Raw genomic sequence first — 17,995 nt, 5'->3', positions numbered from 1 at the left:
GGCACCAGCCCGCGCGTGAAGGCCTATGAGGTGGTCTATATCTTTACGGCGGGGCGCTATGACATTGACCGCACGCGTGTTTATATGCCGTTTGGCGAGGCGCAGGTGTTTTTCAACCGCGAGGGGCGGGCCGACGAGATCGAGGTGATGGTTGCCGAGCCTGACGACGTGGAAGGCATGACGCTGCCGCTCATTCAGGCTGGGGGCGACCGGGCCTTGCTCTGGACATGGAAAGACGCGAGCGGCGGATTTCTCAAGGCGCTCGATATTGAAGACAACGTGATGTTTGTGATCCTCTCGATCCTTGTTTTGATTGCGGCGATGAACATTGTCTCGGGGCTGATCATGCTTGTGAAGAACAAGGGCCGCGACATTGGCATTCTGCGCACCATCGGCCTGACGGAGGGCGCGGTGCTGCGGGTGTTTTTCATCTGTGGGGCGTTCACAGGTATCATTGGCACGGCGATGGGCGTGGTGCTGGGCTGTCTGTTTGCCATCTACATTGACCCGATCTTTGCCATCGTAAACGGTGTTTCGGGTGGCGGTATATGGGACCCTGCGGTGCGCGGGATCTCGTTTTTGCCCGCCAAGCTACAGTTTGGTGATGTGATGAGCGCTGTCGCGCTGAGCCTTGGGCTGAGCTTTGTTGTGACGATCTTTCCGGCGCGGCGCGCGGCGCGGATGAACCCTGTGGAGGCCTTGCGCTATGAGTGAGCCGGTGTTGCGCCTTGAGGGCATTGAAAAGGTCTACAACGCAGGCAAGCCCAATGAGGTGCGCGTGTTGCGGGGGGCCGAGCTTGAGATCGCCGCTGGCGAGATCGTGGCGCTGGTGGCCCCGTCGGGGGCGGGTAAGTCAACGCTTTTGCACATTGCGGGGCTGCTCGATACGCCCAGTGCCGGGCGCGTCGCGATTGGCGGGCAGGACATGACGGGGCGCTCTGACCGCAAGCGCACGACGGTGCGGCGCGAGGATGTGGGGTTTGTTTACCAGTTCCACCACCTTTTGCCCGAGTTCAGCGCGCTGGAAAATGTGATGCTGCCCCAGCTGGCCAATGGCGCAGCGCGCGGGGCGGCCAAGGCGCGCGCGATGGGGCTTCTGGAGCATGTGGGGGTTGGGCCGCGCGCGGCGCACAGGCCTGCAGATATGTCAGGCGGCGAGCAACAGCGCGTTGCCTTTTGCCGTGCGCTGGCCAATGCGCCACGGTTGATGCTGGCAGATGAACCCACGGGCAACCTTGACCCTGCAACCTCTGATCAGGTTTTTGCCGCCCTCATGGGGCTGGCGCGGGAAACGGGGCTGGCGGCGGTGATTGCCACGCACAACCTTGAGCTGGCCGCGCGGATGGACCGATGTGTGCGGCTGGAAGACGGGTTGCTTGTGCCTGCCTAGAGCCAGATGCGCGGCTTCATGCGGCATGATAACGCCCGAAGTAGTGCATATTTTTGACAAATTGAAACGAGACACTGTTTGCAAACGGGGCGACATGACCCTGAAATGCGAGAGGCAGACAGATGTTAACATCTATGGTTTTGATGGCCTTGTTGGGCTTGCCCCTGATGATGGTGCCGCTTTCAGACGGTGAAAGCGATGACGCCGACGACATGGGCGCGGCGGGTGCTGCGGCTCAGGATGGGGCGGAGGCGCCAGAGATTATGGCTGTTGACGCGCTTCTGACCTTTGATCAGGCAGCAGATCCTGACGAGACCACCCCCGAAGAGACCACTGCTGAAGAGACACCCCCAGAGGGCACACCCCCAGAGGGCACGGCTGAGCCGAGCTTGGCGGAAGATGGGCGCACGCTTTTGGGCACGGTCGAGGCTGACCTGATGCAAGGTGGCCGCGAGGATGATGACCTCACGGGGTATCATGGCGATGACACGCTGGAGGGCGCTGCGGGCAACGACTTTATGCGCGGCGGGGAGGGCGACGATGTTTTGCGTGGGGGCACGGGCGATGACACGCTCAACGGCAACGGCGGCAACGACTATCTTGACGGTGGCGCGGGAGATGACCGCATTGATGCAGGTGAGGGCAACAACACGCTTGTGGGCGGCGAGGGGGCCGACCTGCTTCTGGCCACGCTGGGCGATGATGTGCTCAACGGCAACACTGATGACGGCAGCTCTGATGACGAAATCGACCGTCTTGTGGCCAGTCTGGGCGATGACACGCTCATGTTGGGTGAGGGGGATATCGGCGAGGGGGGCGCAGGTGCGGATAGGCATTACATCCTGTCGGATGTCGAACTGGGGGCAACCATCACGGACTTTGACCCAAGGGAAGACCAGCTGATTGTGCTGCATGAGGCGGGGGATGTGCCCTCGGTTGTGGACCAGCGCATTGATGCGACGGGCGTAACGGTTGTGCTTTCAACGGGTGTCGAGATTTCGCTCAACGGGCTTGAGGCGGCGGTGCCTGAGGCGCAATTCGGCTTTGAGGCCTTCAGCGCTTTGTGAGGCCGCCCCGCCAATTTCCAGACGTGAGGCGATGTATTTTTCTAGACCTGCGTGTCTTGTTGATCTACCATTGGTTGTATGGCGCGCGCCACAGAGTGGTGCAGTATGTTTTGGGGGTGGCGTTTGTGAAACAAGAAGAAGCGGGTCGCAAAACCGTAAGGTGGGGCTGCGTCTATGCCGATTGAAATTGGTATCTCCACAGATCTTGACCTTGCTTATGCGCATTGGTTTGGCCGTGTTGAACTGGCTGATTTTCGGAAAATGTTTGAGGACTATCTCGCTGGCCCCGAATTCAGGCCGGGGCGACGGGAGTTTTGTGACTTCTCCGAGCTGGGCGAGCTGGATGTCGGCTTCAAGCAGGTCTGGTCTGCGCTCTCGATGGTGAACGGCGCCGAGGACAAGAGCGGCCCACCGACAAGCTGTAACATCTTTGCGCCACAAGACACGGCCTACGGGGTTGCGCGGATGTATCAGTCACTGGCCGAGTTTGAGGGTGGTGTGCAGGTCAAAATCTTTCGCCGGGAGGAAGATATTCTGGCGGCGCTGCGCCTTGATGTGGCATCTGTGAAAGAGTTGCGGGCGCGGTGCTTGCGCCCAACGACCATGAACGCTCCACAGCTAGGCCTGCTGGGTGAGCCAGACCCCTGAGGCCATGAGGGCGATGCCGCCGGCACGGGTGAGCGACAGCGGCGAGACACGCGCGCCAAAAAGGCCGAAATGGTCAATGATGGCGGCCGAGACGAGCTGACCGAGCAGCACGAAGAACACCGCGTTGCCCACGCCAAAGCGCGGCGCGACCCATGTGATGGAGAGCACGTAGAAGGCCACAAGCAGCCCTGCCAGAAACAGGTGTTTGGGCTGGGCGGGGGCTTTGGCGAGCGCGCTTGCACTGCCTGTGACAAAGAGCATGATCAGAGCGGCTGAGAGCGCCACACAAAACAGGATCGCCCCGGCGGCGAAAGGTGTGCCAAGGCGCGTGCCAAGGCTTGCGTTGAGCGCGGCCAGAACAGGGATGCCGATGCCTGCGGCGAGCATGATGAGAGCGTAGGAGGCGGGGCTGTGCATGGTCTGTGTCCTTGGCGGTGGGTGTCTCTTGGGTCACGCAAAGAGTGGCATGGTCTGCACGGATGATCCAGATCAAAGCGCAAGGCGCGCGCGCTCTGACAGGTTGGGGCAAACGAGGAGATGCGCGATGAAATATGCACTCGCGGCTGTCTGGGCTTTGGCCCTTCTGGCAGGATGCACCACAGCTTTGCTTGAGACCGACGGCCCCAAGAGTGGCGGTATGCTCTTTTCTGACAATTGTGCTGCATGCCACGGCGTGCGCGGGCGCGGCGACGGGCCCGCCGCTGCGGGGCTTGACCAGGCGCCGGCCGATCTGACGCAGATTGCTGCGCGCAATGGGGGCCGCTTTCCGGCAGATGATGTGCTTGCGAAGATACATGGCTACGGTGGCCCCGGGCATTTTGGCGATATGCCTGATTTTTCTGATCTGTCAGCGGATGACAGGGTGATGTGGCAAACGGCAGATGGGCAAACCCTCGCCACGCCTCGCGCGCTTGTGGCGCTTGTGCGCCACTTGGAAGGCTTGCAGCGCTAGGGCCGTTTCTTTAGGCTGGAGCAAAACCGAAAAGGGGCGAGCAAATGCGGTATATTTTGAGCGGATTGGCTGCGGCGGTGACGCTGGCGGCTTGTATGAATGCAGAGATGCCAGACGCAAGCGAAGGCCGCGCGGCCTATGACGCCAATTGCGCCATGTGCCACGGGGCAAGCGGGACCGGTGACGGGCCGCTGGCGGGCGATCTGAGTGTGAAGCCTGTGAACCTGACCACGCTCACGCGCGACAATGGCGGCGCTTTTCCTGTGAACCGTGTCTTGAGCTACATCGACGGCTACAAGCGCAAGGCGGCGGAAGATGTAGAGATGCCCGAGTTCGGCCTTTTGCTTGAGGGGCCGAGCGTGCCGATTGAGACGGGTGAGGGCGTGTTTACACCGACCCCGCGCCCTCTGGCGGCCTTGCTTGCCTATATGGAAAGCATTCAGAAGTAAGGGTCGAATTTGGCTTTGCCAAATCCGACCGGGGCGAGGGGGACTTTGTCCCCCTCGGGGTCAATCGCCTACGGGCTCTTGACCCCTCTCCCCCTAGGATATTTGTGGCAAAAAGAAAGACCGACAGGTCTGGCTTGGGTTATGTCCAGTCCAGAACCACTTTGCCCGAGCCTTCCTGCATGGCTTGGAAGCCTTGGGCGTAGTCTGCCACTTTGAGGCGGTGGGTGATGACGCCGCGCACATCAAGGCCGTTTTCCAGCATGGCGATCATCTTGTACCATGTTTCAAATATTTCACGGCCATAGACGCCTTTGAGTGTGATGGCTTTGAAGACGATGCGCGACCAGTCGACGGGGCTTTTACCCGGGGGGATGCCCAGAAGGGCGATGCGCCCGCCCATGACGAGGTTTTCGACCATCTGGTCGAGCGCGGCCTGGGAGCCTGACATCTCAAGGCCCACATCAAAGCCTTCGCGCATTTTGAGGGTGCCTTCGATGTCTTTGAGGTCTTCTTTGGCGACGTTGACGGGGGTCACATCGGCCACGGTTGCGGCCAGATCGAGGCGGCGCTGGTCGATATCGGTGATGACCACATGGCGCGCGCCGACGTGGCGCGCCACACAGGCGGCCATGATGCCGATGGGGCCTGCGCCTGTGATGAGCACGTCTTCGCCGACCAGATCAAAGCTGAGCGCTGTGTGAACGGCGTTGCCGAGCGGGTCGAGGATGGCGCCGACTTCGTCATCAATCACATCGGGCAGGGGCACGACATTGAAGGCCGGCAGGCGCAGATATTCGGCAAAAGCGCCGTGTTCGTTGACGCCGATGCCGCGGGTTTCCGGATCGAGGTGGAATTTGCCTGCGCGGCTTTGGCGGGACTTTTTGCCGATGAGGTGGCCTTCGCCCGAGCAGCGCTGACCGATGGACAGCTCTTGCACATCGCGGCCCAGAGCCACGATTTCGCCTGCAAATTCATGGCCTGTGATGAGCGGCGTTGGCACGGTGCGCGCGGCCCAGTCGTCCCAGTTCCAGATGTGCAGGTCCGTGCCGCAGATGCCGGTTTTGTGCACGCGGATCAGCACGTCTTCGGGGCCGATCTCGGGCACAGGCTCTTGCTGGAGAGACAGGCCTTTCTGAGGGGCGGTTTTGACGAGAGCTTGCATGGTGTTGCGGGTCATGACGCGTCTTTCCAGAGGTCGGTTGAGAGGTATTTCAACCCAGAGTCACAGATGACAATGGCAACTGTGCCGCCCTTTGCGGGGCCTGCGAGCAGCTTGACTGCACCAGCAAGATTGGCTCCGGCAGAAAAGCCTCCAAAGATGCCTTCAAAGCGGGCAAGCAGGCGGGCGTGGTGGCGCGCTTCGTTGCCTGTCACGGTGATATTGCCTGCAAGTGGCACGCCTTTGAGGTGGGCCAGCGTTGGCATGTTATAGCCGCCGCCCTGTATGGGGTGGTTGGGCGTGTCGGGGTGGACCGCATAGCAGGCCACACCGCGCGGGCCTAGAAAGCGGGCCGCGCCGCCCAATGTACCGCCCGAGCCGACAAAGTCACAGAAGGCCGTGACAGTGCCTTCAGACGCCTCCCAGATTTCGGGGGCGGTGCCTGTCTCATGGGCTGTCGGGTTGCTCGGGTGTGCAAATTGATCGGCGCGGAAGGCGGCGCGCTCTTGTGTGAGCGCTTGCGCTGCGGCCTCTACCAGCGCCAGATCTGCGCCTGACACTTCGCCAGCAACCGCGCCTTCGGCTTGCGGTACAAGCACCACTTCTGCGCCAAGGGCGCGCATCATGGCGGCGCGCTCGGGGCTGTTGCCCTCGCTCATCACCGCGACAAAGGGGTGGCCTTTGAGGCCGCACACAATGGCGAGGCCTGTGCCCATGTTGCCAGAGGTCAGCTCGACCACGGTTTGGCCTGCTTTGAGCGTGCCCGAGGCGCGGGCGGCCTGGATGACGGCAAGTGCGGCGCGGTCTTTCTTGGAAAAGCCCGGCAGCATGTGGTCGCATTTTGCAAGGATACGGCCTGTCAGCCCGAGGTGGGCGGTGAGGCGGTCCAGCGCGACCAGCGGTGTGTTGCCGATGGCGTGGGTGATGTCTGGCAGGATCATATTGCGCCCACTTCGCGGCCTGCTTCGGCAAAGGCAGCGAGGCCTGTGTCGAGGTCTTCGCGGGTGAGGGCTGCGTTCATCTGGGTGCGGATGCGCGCGCGGCCCTTGGGCACGACAGGGAAGAAGAAGCCCGAGACATAGACGCCACGGCGGTCAAGGGCTGCGGCCATGTCTTGCGCCAGCTGGGCCTCGCCCAGCATGACGGGGATAATGGGGTGTTCGCCTTCGAGCAGGGTGAAGCCAAGCGCTTCAAGCCCTGCGCGCCAGTGGGCGGCATTGGCAAAGAGCTGAGCGCGCAGCGCGTCACCTTCCTCAGCCAGCTTGAGCGCGGCAATGCCTGCGGCTGTGATCATGGGGGGCAGCGCGTTGGAGAAGAGATAGGGCCGTGCACGTTGGCGCAAGAGGTCGATCACGGCTTGGGGCCCTGCGATATAGCCGCCGAGCGCGCCGCCGAGCGCCTTGCCAAGCGTGCCTGTGAGGATATCAACGCGCGTACCGAAATGGGCCGGCGTGCCCGCACCCTTCGGGCCCATGAAGCCAGTGGCGTGGCAGTCATCCACCATGGTGAACGCATTGTATTTCTCGGCCAGCGCCGTGATCTCGGAGAGGCTGGCAAGGGTGCCGTCCATGGAGAAAACACCATCGGTCGCGATCATGATGTGGCGCACACCTGCTTTACGTGCTGCTTTAAGTTGTTCTTCCAGGTCATTCATATCATTATTTTTATAGCGGTATCTCTGAGCTTTGCAGAGGCGGATACCGTCAATGATGGAGGCGTGATTGAGTGCATCGGAGATGATGGCGTCTTCCGCGCCGAGCAGTGGCTCGAAAAGCCCGCCGTTGGCGTCAAAACAGGCGGCGAAGAGGATGGCATCGTCCATGCCCAGATAGCGGGCCAGTGCGCTTTCAAGCTCGCGGTGCAAGTCGGCTGTGCCGCAGATGAAGCGCACTGAGGCCATGCCGTAGCCGTGCTCTTGCATGGCGCGGGTGGCGGCTTGCGTGAGTGCGGGGTGGTCTGCGAGGCCGAGGTAGTTGTTGGCGCAGAGGTTGAGCATGGGCCGCCCCTCGGCCGTGATATGCGCGGCCTGTGGCGTGCTGATGGCGCGCTCGCGTTTGAAGAGGCCGTCAGCCTCGATCTGGGCGAGGGTGGCTTTGATATCGGATAAAAAGGCGGACATGGGCGCACTCCCTTGAAGTTTCATCAAAGGTAGCTGTGCACAGCAAAATGTCAATATAAAAGATATGTTTCCGTTATGACGGATTTACCACCAAATCATGCTTCACGACGAGCACGGCGCGCGCGGCGTCGCGCGCGCGGATCGCGTGGGGCAGATCGGCGCGGTAGCGCAGCGTGTCGCCTGTGGCGAGGGTGGCCTCGGCGTCGCCGCTTGTCACGGTGAGGCTGCCTGTGAGCACTGTGAGGTGCTCGATTGCGCCAGCATCATGCGGCTCGGACGCAAGGCTGCCGCCAGCCTGAAACAGAAGTTCGTAAATCTCGGTTTTGCCAACATCGGTGGGGGCTGACAAAATACGGATGGTGCAGGCTTTGCCTGTTTCTGTGAAGGCAGGCGTGTCGGCGGCGCGCGTGTGCTCAAGGATCGGGCTTTCGGGGGTGGCAGAGCTGTCAAGCAGGCCTGCAAAATCAACGCCCAAGGCACGTGTCAGGTTCCAGAGGCTGGCCACAGTGGGCGAGGAGGCGCCACGCTCGATCTGGCTGAGCATGGAGCGGGAGACGCCCGACAGCTGCGCCAGCGCTTCCAGCGAGAGGCTGCGCGCGCTGCGGGCCTCTTTGAGGCGGCTCGCCAGATGTTTGGTGATGTCGTGGTCCATGTCCATAAGCTGTTATACGGAGCTTTGGGGGCGGCTGGCAATATCACGCGCGGCAGCCACGCCAGAGGCCCAGGCCCACTGAAAGTTGAACCCGCCGAGCCAGCCTGTCACGTCGACGCATTCGCCGATGAAGTAGAGGCCCTTTTGGTGGGCGCTTTCCATGGATTTGGAGCTGATATCGGCTGTTGAAACGCCGCCAAGTGTCACTTCGGCGGTGCGGTAGCCTTCGGTGGCTGTGGGTTTGAGTTGCCAGTTTTGCAGGGCCTCGACGATCTCGCTGAGGCGGGCATCGGACTGGTCGGCAAGCTTGCCTGTGAGGGCGAGCGGAGCTGTGAGGTGGTCAACGAGTTTGCTTGGCAGGTGGCGGGCGAGCTCTGTTGTGAGCTGCTTGCGCCCCTGTGTCTGGCGCTGGTCGCGCAGCGCGGCGAGCACTGTATTGTTCGGGTCAAGATTGAGCGTGATGGCCTCGCCCTCTTGCCAGTAGGAGGAGATTTGCAGCATCGCGGGGCCAGAGAGGCCGCGGTGTGTGAAGAGTGTGGCCTCATCAAAGCTTGCGTGCCCTGCGGTGGCGCGGGTGTCGGCGGCGGTGCCTGCGAGCGGCGTGAAGGGGTTGTCGGAGAAGGTAAAAGGGACAAGGGCCGGGCGCGTCTCGGTGAGGCTGTGGCCGAACTGCGCGGCGATGTCATAGGCCACGCCGCTTGCGCCCATCTTCGGGATGGATTTGCCGCCTGTGGCGACAACCACATTTTGCGCGAAAACGGTTTTGCGCTTGCCTTTGTGCTCAAGGGTGGCGGCAAAATGTGCTCCGTCATGGGCGAGGCTGATGAGTGATGTTTCAAGCCAGAGCGAGGCCTCGGCACGGGCCATTTCATCAAGCAGCATCTGGACGATCTGGGTGGATTTGCCGTCACAAAAGAGCTGGCCCAGTGTCTTCTCATGGTAGGCGATGCCGTGACGTGCCACCAGCTCGATGAAATCCCATTGGGTATAGCGTGCAAGGGCAGATTTGGCGAAATGCGGGTTTTCGCTCAGGAAGTTTTCCGGCGTGCAATACATATTGGTAAAGTTGCAACGTCCGCCGCCCGAGATGCGGATTTTCTCACCCGGTTTTTTGGCGTGGTCGATGACAAGCGTGTTTGGCCCCGCGTGGGCGGCGCACATAAGGCCAGCGGCGCCTGCGCCAAGGATGAGTGTGTTGATTTGCATGCCGTTTGGCTAGCGGGTGCTGGCGAAAGGGGCAAGGGGTTTTGAGGGGGGGGCTTGGTTCGCAAGAGCTTTCCGCCCGACAGCTAGGTAGGACAGACATTTGTGCACCGAGCAGCATCAGCCGCTCTTTGCACAAGTCAAACTTTGGCCGTGCTGCCGCATCGCCTACTTCCCAAAGGCGAATCACCGTGCTATCCTTTGCGCAACGACCCCGGAAAGGGGCGGTTGAGGCAGATAGCGGTGACGTTTAAATGACAGAAATGGTGTATGGCACGATCTCCGTGCAAACAGGTGAACCTGTGCTGCCCAAGTGGTGGCGCACGCTGGATAAGTGGACTTTATCCTGCATTTTGTTGTTGTTCGGGATCGGGCTTTTGCTGGGTCTTGCGGCCAGCCCGCCCTTGGCGGAGCGCAACGGTTTTGGGGCGTTTCACTATGTGCAGCGGCAGGCGTTTTTTGGCGGGCTTGCGCTGATGGCGATGCTGATCACCTCGATGATGCCGCCCCAGCTTGTGCGGCGTTTGGCTGTGATCGGCTTTCTTGTTTCCTTCATTGCGCTTCTGGGGCTGCCTGTTTTTGGCACCGATTTTGGCAAGGGGGCTGTGCGCTGGTACAGCCTTGGCTTTGCTTCGGTGCAGCCGAGCGAGTTTCTCAAGCCCGGATTTATCGTGGTGACGGCATGGCTGATGGCGGCGAGCTTTCAGATCAACGGGCCGCCCGGCAAGGCGCTGTCTTTTGCGCTGCTGGTGATCATCGTCTTTATCCTTGCGATGCAGCCTGACTTTGGTCAGGCGGCGCTTTTGCTTTTTGGCTGGGGCGTGATGTATTTTATTGCCGGTGCGCCGATAGCGCTGCTTGTCGGGCTTGGCGGGGGTGTGGCTTTGGCGGGTATGTTTGCCTACAATGCCTCGGAGCACTTTGCGCGCCGTATTGACGGCTTTCTCAACCCTGAGGTCGACCCGCGCACGCAGCTTGGCTATGCCACAAACGCGATCCGTGAAGGCGGTTTTTTTGGCGTTGGCGTGGGCGAGGGGCAGGTGAAGTGGAGCCTGCCTGATGCGCATACTGATTTTATCATTGCGGTCGCGGCTGAAGAATACGGGCTGGTGCTCGTTCTGTGCATTATTGCGCTTTATGCGATTATCGTTGTGCGCTCCATGATGCGGTTGATCCGTGAGCGGGATCCTTTTGTGCGCCTTGCGGGCACGGGTCTGGCTGCGATCTTCGGGGTTCAGGCCATGATCAACCTTGGTGTTGCCGTGCGGCTCTTGCCAGCAAAAGGCATGACATTGCCGTTTGTGAGCTATGGGGGCTCTTCTCTGATTGCGGGGGGGATTGCGGTGGGCATGTTGCTTGCATTTACACGCTCAAGGCCGCAAGGGGAGATCGAAGATATCTTCAGAGGTCAGAAGAGATGAGTGAGAAAAAGCCGCTGCTAATTATTGCTGCAGGGGGCACGGGCGGACATATGTTTCCGGCGCAGGCCCTTGCGGAGCGGATGCTGCGCGCAGGCTGGCGTGTGAAGCTGAGCACCGATGCGCGCGGTGCGCGCTATACGGGCGGGTTTCCCCATTCGGTCGAGATCGAGCAGGTGGGCAGTGCCACATTTGCACGCGGTGGGGCGGCGGCCAAGCTGGCGGTTCCGTTCCGCATTCTGGGCGGTGTTCTGCGCGCGAGCTTCAAGATGCTGCGCGACAAGCCTGATGTGGTTGTCGGCTTTGGGGGCTATCCGACTATTCCAGCCATGGGCGCGGCATGGCTTTTGCGCCACCCGCGGATGATCCATGAGCAAAATGGTGTTTTGGGCCGTGTGAACCAGATTTTCTGCAAGCGGGTTGATGTGGTGGCCTGCGGCACATGGCCGACAAACCTGCCTGACGGTGTGGACGGCATTCACACGGGCAACCCTGTGCGCGGCTCTGTGCTTGAGCGCGCGGGGGCGGGCTATATTGCGCCCGGGCCTTACCCCATGTCTGTTTTGGTGATTGGTGGCTCTCAAGGGGCAAAAATCCTGAGTGATATTGTGCCCAAGGCGATTGCCTTGCTGCCTGAAGCATTGCTGGAGCATTTGCGCGTGGCCCATCAGGCACGCGACGAAGATGGCGCGCGCGTGGCGCAATATTATGCAGATCACGGCATTCCTGCCGAGGTGGAGCCGTTCTTTCAGGATGTACCTGCGCGCATGAGTGAGGCGCAGCTTGTGATTTCGCGCTCGGGCGCCTCCAGTGTGGCCGACATCAGCGTGATCGGGCGCCCCGCGATCCTGATCCCGTTTGCGGCGGCAGCGGGCGACCACCAAAGCGCGAACGCGCGTGGGCTGGCCGAGGCGGGTGGGGCGATTGTGATCCCCGAGAGCAAGCTGACGGCAGAAGCCTTGAGCGAACAGATTTTGAGCGTCATGGACACACAGGAAGGTGCGCTCATGATGTCACAAGCGGCGCTCTCGGTGTCAAAGCCGGAAGCCGCAGAAGAGTTACAGAAGCTGGTCGAAGAACTGGCGCAGAAAGGTAAGTGATATGAGTGCAGCAGCCGCAACCAAGCTGCCCGGTGATGTCGGGCCGATCCATTTTGTCGGTATTGGCGGGATCGGGATGTCGGGGATTGCCGAGGTTCTGTTGAACCACGGATACACGGTGCAAGGCAGCGATTTGAAGCGCTCCAAGATCACCGACCGTCTGGCAGATATGGGCGCGTTGATCTTTGAGGGGCAGCGCGCGGAAAACCTTGCGGATGCCGAGGTTGTTGTCATTTCATCGGCGATCAAGCCGGGCAATCCGGAGCTTGATGAGGCCCGCCTGAAAGGGCTGCCTGTTGTGCGCCGTGCCGAGATGCTGGCCGAGCTGATGCGCCTGAAATCAAACATCGCGGTGGCGGGCACACATGGCAAGACAACCACCACCACGATGGTTGCGGCGCTGTTGGACCATGGCAAGTTTGACCCGACTGTTGTGAACGGTGGGATCATTCACGCCTATGGCTCCAATGCGCGTTCGGGCGATGGAGAGTGGATGGTTGTGGAGGCCGACGAGAGCGACGGCACATTCAACCGCCTGCCAGCCACAATCGCGATTGTGACCAATATCGACCCTGAACACATGGAGCACTGGGGCACAGAGGAGAACCTGCACAAAGGGTTTTACGAGTTTGTCTCCAACATTCCGTTTTACGGCCTTGCCGTGTGCTGCACCGATGACAGCGACGTGCAGGAGCTTGTCGGCAAGCTCACCGACCGCCGTGTCACGACCTATGGCTTTAACGCGCAGGCCGATGTGCGGGCGGTGAACCTGACCTATAAGGCGGGTGTGGCGTGTTTTGATATTGTTTTGCAGGCCGAGGGCACGCGGATTGATGGCTGTACCCTGCCGATGCCGGGTGATCACAATGTGTCCAACGCTTTGAGCGCTGTCGCTGTTGCGCGGCACTTGGGCATGAAACGCGATGAAATCCGCGAGGCGCTGGCCGCCTTTGGCGGGGTAAACCGCCGCTTTACGCGGGTTGGTGTGGTGAACGGTGTCACCATCATTGATGACTATGGCCACCACCCCACAGAGATTGCGGCGGTGCTCAAGGCTGCGCGTCAGGCCTGTGACGGGCGCGTGATCGCTGTGCACCAACCGCACCGCTACACGCGACTGCACCACCATTTTGCAGAATTCTGCGCCTGTTTTAACGAGGCTGACGTTGTGGGCATCGCCGATGTCTATGCCGCTGGTGAAGCGCCGATAGAGGGCGCGAGCCGTGATGATCTGATCAAGGGGCTGATTGCGCATGGTCACCGCAACGCACAAGCTGTGCCCGACGAAGCGGCGCTGGTTGCGCTTGTGCTGGCCGAGGCCAAAGAGGGCGATATGGTTGTCTGCCTTGGCGCGGGGACGATCAGCACCTGGGCCAATAGCTTGCCTGCACTTTTGGAGGCGGCCCGATGACACTCTCTTTGACACTTGCCTGCCTTTGGGCCGCTGTCGCCAACTTTGTGGCCATGTTGCCAAGCCGCGACAACTACTGGCGTGCGGCCTATGTGCTGATTGGCGTTGGTATTCCGCTTTTGGGTTATGTGACCTTTGAGAACGGGCCGTGGGTTGGCCTTTTGGTTTTGGCGGCGGCTATGAGCATGTTGCGCTGGCCGTTGGTTTATTTGATGCGCTGGATGCGTGGCGCGCGCAAGTCGGGGTGAAGAACATGATGCCAGAGGTGCGGGGCAAGTTGAGCCAAGGCAAGCTTTTGAGCGACCTCACGTGGCTGCGTGTTGGCGGGCCTGCTGACTGGCTGTTTATGCCCGCAGATGTGAATGATCTGGCGGGTTTTCTGGCCGCTCTTGATACTGACGTGGCCGTTTTTCCTATGGGTGTTGGCTCCAACCTGATTGTGCGTGACGGTGGTTTGCGGGCGGTTGTTGTGAAGATGGGCCGTGGCTTTAACCACATCGAGATCGAGGGCAACCGCGTGCGCGCAGGTGTTGCGGCGCTGGATGCACATGTGGCGCGCAAAGCCGCAGATGCAGGCATTGACCTGACGTTTTTGCGCACGATCCCCGGCGCGATTGGTGGCGCGGTCAAGATGAATGCGGGCTGCTACGGCAGCTATACCGCGGATGTTTTTGTTGAGGCAAAAGCCGTGACGCGGGCGGGTGAACTCGTCACGCTTACGGGCGACGACCTCGAATTTGCCTACCGCCAGAGCGCGCTGCCTGAGGGCTGGGTTTTGGTTGAGGCCACATTGGAAGGGCCAAGCGGTGTGCCGGAAGTGCTGCATGCGCGCATGGAAGAGCAGCTTGCCAAGCGCGACGCCACGCAGCCCACCAAAGAGCGCAGCGCGGGCAGCACCTTTCGCAACCCCGCCGGCTTTAGCTCGACAGGGCAGGCGGATGATACGCATGAACTGAAGGCGTGGAAGGTGATTGACGACGCGGGACTGCGCGGCGCGCGCGTTGGGGGCGCGCAAATGAGCGAGATGCACTCCAATTTCATGATCAATGCAGGGGGCGCTACGGCGGCTGATCTTGAGAGTTTGGGCGAAGAGGTGCGAAAAAAGGTTTACGAAAACAGTGGGATCACGCTAGAGTGGGAAATTATGAGGGTCGGTGAACCGACCCCGTGAGTCAGGCACTAAATTACGACACGAAAACAGACGAAAAATAGTAACGAGGGCCGCAAAAGGCCCCAATTTTAGGCGGATCGGGTATGTCGGGCAGGACAACCCCCAAAGTGACAGTGTTGATGGGCGGACCATCGGCGGAGCGCGAGGTGTCTCTCGTGTCGGGCCGAGAATGTGCCAAAGCATTGCGCGCAGAAGGGTATGATGTAACGGAGTTGGACGCTGGGCAGGATCTGGCCGAGCGTTTGCGCGTGCTGGCCCCTGATGTTGCTTTCAATGCGTTGCATGGCCGTTGGGGTGAAGATGGCTGCGTGCAGGGCATTCTGGAATGGATGCACATTCCGTACACGCACTCCGGTGTTCTGGCCTCTGCCCTGGCGATGGACAAAGAGCGCACCAAAGATGTCTACCGCGCCCATGGATTACCTGTTGTGCCTTCGCTTCTGGCCTCAAAGGCCGATGTATCAGCGCAGCACATGATGACGCCGCCCTATGTGGTGAAGCCTTTCAACGAGGGCTCCTCTGTGGGGGTCTATATTGTGCAGGAAGCCGCCAACGGCCCACCCCAGCTCAGTGACGATATGCCCGAGACAGTTATGGTTGAGGCTTATGCCGCCGGACGCGAGCTGACGACAACTGTGATGGGGGAGACGGCCCTGACTGTTACGGAGATCGTGACCGAGGGCTGGTATGATTATGATGCGAAATACACAGAGGGCGGCTCAAGCCACATCTGCCCTGCCGATATTCCGCAGGAAATATTCGAGCTTTGCATGGACTATGCTGTCACCGCGCACAAGGCGCTTGGCTGCAAGGGTGTGAGCCGCACAGATTACCGCTGGGATGAAGCGCGTGGCAAAGACGGGCTTGTGCTGTTGGAGACAAACACCCAGCCCGGTATGACGCCCACATCGCTGAGCCCTGAACAGGCTGTTGCAACAGGTATGAGCTTTGGTGCGCTTTGCGCATGGATGGTGGAGGATGCCTCATGCGGGAGATGAAACCATTGCGCAGCACATTGCGCTCAGACCCGGCGCCGAGCCGCTGGAACTACCGCTACAACCGATTGATGCTGACACCTTTGTTTCGTCAGGTGCTGCGGGTGGGGGTTCCCTTCGGTCTCGCGCTGATGGTGGGGCTGATTTATTTTGCCAATGATGCGCGCCGCGACAACTTCAACCTCGCCTTGGCGGATCTGCGCGCGCAGATAGAGAACCGTCCTGAATTCATGGTCAAGTTGATGGCCGTGGACGGGGCCTCTGAAGAGGTGGCAGAAGACATTCGCGAGATTGTTCCGATTGATTTTCCGCTGTCGTCGTTTGATATCGATCTTGAAACGATCCGCAGCGATGTGGCTGGTTTGCAGGCTGTGAAAGCGGCACGTGTGAAGATCAAATCAGGCGGGATTTTGCAGATTGAAGTGGAAGAGCGTCAGCCTATCGCGGTTTGGCGCAGCTACGAGGGGCTTGAGCTTATTGATGCCGAGGGCGTTGCATTTCGCGCTCTTGAGAGCCGCTCCGACCGCCCGGACCTGCCGCTTATTGCGGGCGAAGGTGTAACGCAGAACCTTGCGGAAGCGATGCAGGTGCTTGCGGCGGCTGGTCCGCTTCAAGAGCGTTTGCGTGGGCTTGCGCGGATCGGTGAGCGCCGTTGGGATGTGGTGCTCGACCGTGACCAGCGCATTATGTTGCCAGAAGATCGGCCTGTTCAGGCTTTGCAACGGGTTCTGGCATTGAACACAGCGCGTGACCTTTTGGCGCGCGACGTTGCGATTGTTGATGTGCGCTTGGCACATCGGCCAACAATAAGAATGAGTGATGAGGCGACGCGTACGCGCTGGAAAGTGCGCGCGAGCGAAGTGGGGAAAGAAGAAGAATGATCGAGATCTACGAATCCCAGCGGGCCATGCGCAATATGCGCCGCGCAGCCATGCAGCGGGGCGTGATTGCCATTCTGGATGTGGGCAGCTCCAAGATTGCCTGCCTCGTTTTGCGCTTTGACGGCAGCGACTCTTTGATGGAAAGCAGCAGCATGGGCGCGATGGCCGGGCAGGCGGGCTTCCGTGTGATTGGGGCCGCAACAACGCGGTCGCGCGGGGTGCGCTTTGGCGAAATCGACACGATGGCCGAGACCGAGCGCGCCATTCGCACCGCTGTTCAGGCGGCCCAGAAGATGGCCAATATTCGCGTTGATCATGTCATCACCTGTTTTGCGGGCGGCGATCCGCGCTCTTATGGGCTGGTTGGTGAAGTGGGGATTGAAGGCCATGTCGTGACCGAAGAAGACGTCAGCCGTGTGCTGAGCTCTTGTGATGTGCCAGACATCGGTGCGGGGCGCGAAGTGCTCCATGCGCAGCCTGTGAACTTTGCTTTGGATCATCGCTCAGGCCTGTCTGATCCGCGCGGGCAAATGGGCGCGCAGCTGGCCACCGACATGCACCTTTTGTCTGTCGATGGCACGGTTGTTCAGAATATCGTGCATTGTGTGCGCCGTTGTGACCTTGAGCTGGCGGGTATCTACTCATCGGCCTATGCCGCTGGCTATGCTGCTCTTGTGGAAGACGAGCAAGAGCTGGGCGCCGCCTGTATCGACATGGGGGGTGGGACAACCAGCGTGTCGATCTTCATGAAAAAGCACATGATTTTTGCTGATGCGGTGCGCCTGGGCGGCGACCATGTCACGGGCGATATTTCTATGGGTCTGCAAGTGCCGATGAATATGGCCGAACGTATCAAGACCTTTTACGGCGGTGTTGTCGCGACGGGTGTGGATGATCGCGAGATGATCGACATCGGCGGCGACACAGGTGATTGGGAGCATGACCGCCGCGCTGTCAGCCGCACAGAGCTGATCGGCATTATGCGTCCGCGTGTTGAAGAGATTCTGGAAGAGGTGCGCGCCAAGCTTGATGCTGCGGGCTTTGACCATTTGCCAAGCCAGCAGATTGTGCTGACGGGCGGCGCGAGCCAGATCCCCGGGCTTGATGGGCTTGCGAGCCGTATCCTTGGGCAGCAAGTGCGCCTTGGGCGACCTTTGCGTGTTCAGGGCCTGCCACAGGCGGCCACCGGTCCGGGCTTTGCCAGCGCTGTTGGGCTTTCACTTTTTGCGGCCCATCCGCAAGATGAGTGGTGGGACTTCGAATTGCCGGTCGACCGCTACCCCGCGCGCAGCCTCAAGCGGGTGATGCGCTGGTTCCGTGACAATTGGTAAGACATAAAAAAGGCCGCTCCTAAAAGAGCGGCCTTTGACTTTGAGTGGT

The 17,995-nt window shown here is 60.5% G+C and carries 20 protein-coding genes; 14 read left to right on the top strand and 6 right to left on the bottom strand.

Translation table 11 applies throughout. The annotated features are described in order from the left end of the window. From ACTG3X_RS06790 to ACTG3X_RS06775, 4 genes are all read left to right on the top strand, one after another. On the top strand, positions 1–714 hold a 714-nt coding region (locus ACTG3X_RS06790; RefSeq protein ID WP_439110483.1), incomplete at its 5' end, for an FtsX-like permease family protein. Further along, entirely contained in the window at positions 707–1,390 is a 684-nt protein-coding gene (locus tag ACTG3X_RS06785; protein ID WP_439110482.1) for an ABC transporter ATP-binding protein, read from the top strand. The genes ACTG3X_RS06790 and ACTG3X_RS06785, both read left to right, overlap by 8 nt. Before the next feature lie 122 nt (positions 1,391–1,512). Beyond that, positions 1,513–2,457, top strand: coding sequence for a calcium-binding protein (locus tag ACTG3X_RS06780; protein WP_439110481.1), 945 nt, complete (start codon positions 1,513–1,515; stop codon positions 2,455–2,457). Between the two features lie 174 nt (positions 2,458–2,631). Next, positions 2,632–3,105, top strand: a complete 474-nt coding sequence (locus tag ACTG3X_RS06775; RefSeq protein WP_439110480.1) for a hypothetical protein — start codon at positions 2,632–2,634, stop codon at positions 3,103–3,105. Here ACTG3X_RS06775 and ACTG3X_RS06770 read toward each other — a convergent pair. After that, on the bottom strand, positions 3,076–3,522 hold the full coding sequence (locus ACTG3X_RS06770) for a DMT family transporter (RefSeq protein WP_439110479.1): 447 nt from the start codon (positions 3,520–3,522) through the stop codon (positions 3,076–3,078). The two genes, ACTG3X_RS06775 and ACTG3X_RS06770, sit on opposite strands and share 30 nt — an antisense overlap. Before the next feature lie 127 nt (positions 3,523–3,649). Between ACTG3X_RS06770 and ACTG3X_RS06765 the strand changes: the two genes are divergently transcribed. Together ACTG3X_RS06765 and ACTG3X_RS06760 are read left to right on the top strand one after the other, a co-directional pair. Next, positions 3,650–4,057 carry a c-type cytochrome gene (locus ACTG3X_RS06765; protein ID WP_439110478.1) on the top strand — a complete coding sequence of 136 codons (408 nt, stop codon included), beginning with the start codon at positions 3,650–3,652 and terminating at the stop codon, positions 4,055–4,057. A gap of 44 nt (positions 4,058–4,101) precedes the next feature. Then, positions 4,102–4,506: a c-type cytochrome gene (locus ACTG3X_RS06760; protein ID WP_439110477.1), complete on the top strand. Its 405-nt coding sequence runs from the start codon at positions 4,102–4,104 to the stop codon at positions 4,504–4,506. Between the two features lie 139 nt (positions 4,507–4,645). On the opposite strand, the gene tdh is transcribed toward ACTG3X_RS06760, so the two are convergent. The 5 genes from tdh to ACTG3X_RS06735 all read right to left on the bottom strand — a co-directional run bounded on the left by tdh (position 4,646) and on the right by ACTG3X_RS06735 (position 9,642). After that, complete coding sequence (tdh, locus tag ACTG3X_RS06755; RefSeq protein WP_439110490.1) at positions 4,646–5,668, bottom strand: L-threonine 3-dehydrogenase; 1,023 nt, start codon at positions 5,666–5,668, stop codon at positions 4,646–4,648. Positions 5,669–5,679: 11 nt separating this feature from the next. After that, complete coding sequence (locus tag ACTG3X_RS06750) at positions 5,680–6,606, bottom strand: PLP-dependent cysteine synthase family protein (protein ID WP_439110476.1); 927 nt, start codon at positions 6,604–6,606, stop codon at positions 5,680–5,682. Continuing rightward, on the bottom strand, positions 6,603–7,784 hold the full coding sequence (locus ACTG3X_RS06745; protein ID WP_439110475.1) for a glycine C-acetyltransferase: 1,182 nt from the start codon (positions 7,782–7,784) through the stop codon (positions 6,603–6,605). The genes ACTG3X_RS06750 and ACTG3X_RS06745 overlap by 4 nt, the downstream gene beginning before the upstream one ends. A gap of 73 nt (positions 7,785–7,857) precedes the next feature. Then, positions 7,858–8,436, bottom strand: coding sequence for a helix-turn-helix domain-containing protein (locus ACTG3X_RS06740; RefSeq protein WP_439110474.1), 579 nt, complete (start codon positions 8,434–8,436; stop codon positions 7,858–7,860). Between the two features lie 12 nt (positions 8,437–8,448). Then, positions 8,449–9,642 carry an NAD(P)/FAD-dependent oxidoreductase gene (locus tag ACTG3X_RS06735; protein WP_439110473.1) on the bottom strand — a complete coding sequence of 398 codons (1,194 nt, stop codon included), beginning with the start codon at positions 9,640–9,642 and terminating at the stop codon, positions 8,449–8,451. Between the two features lie 251 nt (positions 9,643–9,893). On the opposite strand from ACTG3X_RS06735, the gene ftsW reads away from it, so the two are divergent. From ftsW to ftsA, 8 genes are all read left to right on the top strand, one after another. Further along, positions 9,894–11,060: a putative lipid II flippase FtsW gene (gene ftsW, locus ACTG3X_RS06730; RefSeq protein ID WP_439110472.1), complete on the top strand. Its 1,167-nt coding sequence runs from the start codon at positions 9,894–9,896 to the stop codon at positions 11,058–11,060. Continuing rightward, entirely contained in the window at positions 11,057–12,157 is a 1,101-nt protein-coding gene (locus ACTG3X_RS06725) for a UDP-N-acetylglucosamine--N-acetylmuramyl-(pentapeptide) pyrophosphoryl-undecaprenol N-acetylglucosamine transferase (protein WP_439110471.1), read from the top strand. Before ftsW ends, ACTG3X_RS06725 begins: the two co-directional genes overlap by 4 nt. 1 nt (position 12,158) lies before the next feature. Next, positions 12,159–13,568: a UDP-N-acetylmuramate--L-alanine ligase gene (murC, locus tag ACTG3X_RS06720; protein ID WP_439110470.1), complete on the top strand. Its 1,410-nt coding sequence runs from the start codon at positions 12,159–12,161 to the stop codon at positions 13,566–13,568. Beyond that, complete coding sequence (locus tag ACTG3X_RS06715) at positions 13,565–13,816, top strand: DUF2484 family protein (RefSeq protein ID WP_439110469.1); 252 nt, start codon at positions 13,565–13,567, stop codon at positions 13,814–13,816. Before murC ends, ACTG3X_RS06715 begins: the two co-directional genes overlap by 4 nt. A gap of 8 nt (positions 13,817–13,824) precedes the next feature. Then, positions 13,825–14,739, top strand: coding sequence for a UDP-N-acetylmuramate dehydrogenase (gene murB, locus ACTG3X_RS06710; protein WP_439110489.1), 915 nt, complete (start codon positions 13,825–13,827; stop codon positions 14,737–14,739). 83 nt (positions 14,740–14,822) lie between these two features. Beyond that, on the top strand, positions 14,823–15,737 hold the full coding sequence (locus ACTG3X_RS06705) for a D-alanine--D-alanine ligase (protein ID WP_439110468.1): 915 nt from the start codon (positions 14,823–14,825) through the stop codon (positions 15,735–15,737). Further along, complete coding sequence (locus ACTG3X_RS06700) at positions 15,725–16,615, top strand: cell division protein FtsQ/DivIB (protein ID WP_439110467.1); 891 nt, start codon at positions 15,725–15,727, stop codon at positions 16,613–16,615. Before ACTG3X_RS06705 ends, ACTG3X_RS06700 begins: the two co-directional genes overlap by 13 nt. After that, complete coding sequence (gene ftsA / locus ACTG3X_RS06695) at positions 16,612–17,946, top strand: cell division protein FtsA (RefSeq protein WP_439110466.1); 1,335 nt, start codon at positions 16,612–16,614, stop codon at positions 17,944–17,946. Before ACTG3X_RS06700 ends, ftsA begins: the two co-directional genes overlap by 4 nt. Positions 17,947–17,995 lie beyond the last annotated feature (49 nt).

This window comes from Lentibacter sp., assembly GCF_965658795.1.
Lineage (GTDB): Bacteria > Pseudomonadota > Alphaproteobacteria > Rhodobacterales > Rhodobacteraceae > Lentibacter.
This window is presented reverse-complemented; position numbering and strand designations above follow the sequence as displayed.

What these genes read in the sequence shown, in the direction of transcription:
- ACTG3X_RS06765 (WP_439110478.1), top strand. Translation starts at nt 3,650, where the DNA reads ATGAAATATGCACTCGCGGCTGTCTGGGCTTTGGCCCTTCTGGCAGGA.
- ACTG3X_RS06775 (WP_439110480.1), top strand. Translation starts at nt 2,632, where the DNA reads ATGCCGATTGAAATTGGTATCTCCACAGATCTTGACCTTGCTTATGCG.
- ACTG3X_RS06750 (WP_439110476.1), bottom strand. Translation starts at nt 6,606, where the DNA reads ATGATCCTGCCAGACATCACCCACGCCATCGGCAACACACCGCTGGTC.
- ACTG3X_RS06745 (WP_439110475.1), bottom strand. Translation starts at nt 7,784, where the DNA reads ATGTCCGCCTTTTTATCCGATATCAAAGCCACCCTCGCCCAGATCGAG.
- ftsA (WP_439110466.1), top strand. Translation starts at nt 16,612, where the DNA reads ATGATCGAGATCTACGAATCCCAGCGGGCCATGCGCAATATGCGCCGC.
- ftsW (WP_439110472.1), top strand. Translation starts at nt 9,894, where the DNA reads ATGACAGAAATGGTGTATGGCACGATCTCCGTGCAAACAGGTGAACCT.
- ACTG3X_RS06700 (WP_439110467.1), top strand. Translation starts at nt 15,725, where the DNA reads ATGCGGGAGATGAAACCATTGCGCAGCACATTGCGCTCAGACCCGGCG.
- ACTG3X_RS06715 (WP_439110469.1), top strand. Translation starts at nt 13,565, where the DNA reads ATGACACTCTCTTTGACACTTGCCTGCCTTTGGGCCGCTGTCGCCAAC.
- ACTG3X_RS06785 (WP_439110482.1), top strand. Translation starts at nt 707, where the DNA reads ATGAGTGAGCCGGTGTTGCGCCTTGAGGGCATTGAAAAGGTCTACAAC.
- ACTG3X_RS06740 (WP_439110474.1), bottom strand. Translation starts at nt 8,436, where the DNA reads ATGGACCACGACATCACCAAACATCTGGCGAGCCGCCTCAAAGAGGCC.
- murC (WP_439110470.1), top strand. Translation starts at nt 12,159, where the DNA reads ATGAGTGCAGCAGCCGCAACCAAGCTGCCCGGTGATGTCGGGCCGATC.
- tdh (WP_439110490.1), bottom strand. Translation starts at nt 5,668, where the DNA reads ATGCAAGCTCTCGTCAAAACCGCCCCTCAGAAAGGCCTGTCTCTCCAG.
- ACTG3X_RS06760 (WP_439110477.1), top strand. Translation starts at nt 4,102, where the DNA reads ATGCGGTATATTTTGAGCGGATTGGCTGCGGCGGTGACGCTGGCGGCT.
- ACTG3X_RS06735 (WP_439110473.1), bottom strand. Translation starts at nt 9,642, where the DNA reads ATGCAAATCAACACACTCATCCTTGGCGCAGGCGCCGCTGGCCTTATG.
- murB (WP_439110489.1), top strand. Translation starts at nt 13,825, where the DNA reads ATGCCAGAGGTGCGGGGCAAGTTGAGCCAAGGCAAGCTTTTGAGCGAC.
- ACTG3X_RS06705 (WP_439110468.1), top strand. Translation starts at nt 14,823, where the DNA reads ATGTCGGGCAGGACAACCCCCAAAGTGACAGTGTTGATGGGCGGACCA.
- ACTG3X_RS06780 (WP_439110481.1), top strand. Translation starts at nt 1,513, where the DNA reads ATGTTAACATCTATGGTTTTGATGGCCTTGTTGGGCTTGCCCCTGATG.
- ACTG3X_RS06725 (WP_439110471.1), top strand. Translation starts at nt 11,057, where the DNA reads ATGAGTGAGAAAAAGCCGCTGCTAATTATTGCTGCAGGGGGCACGGGC.
- ACTG3X_RS06770 (WP_439110479.1), bottom strand. Translation starts at nt 3,522, where the DNA reads ATGCACAGCCCCGCCTCCTACGCTCTCATCATGCTCGCCGCAGGCATC.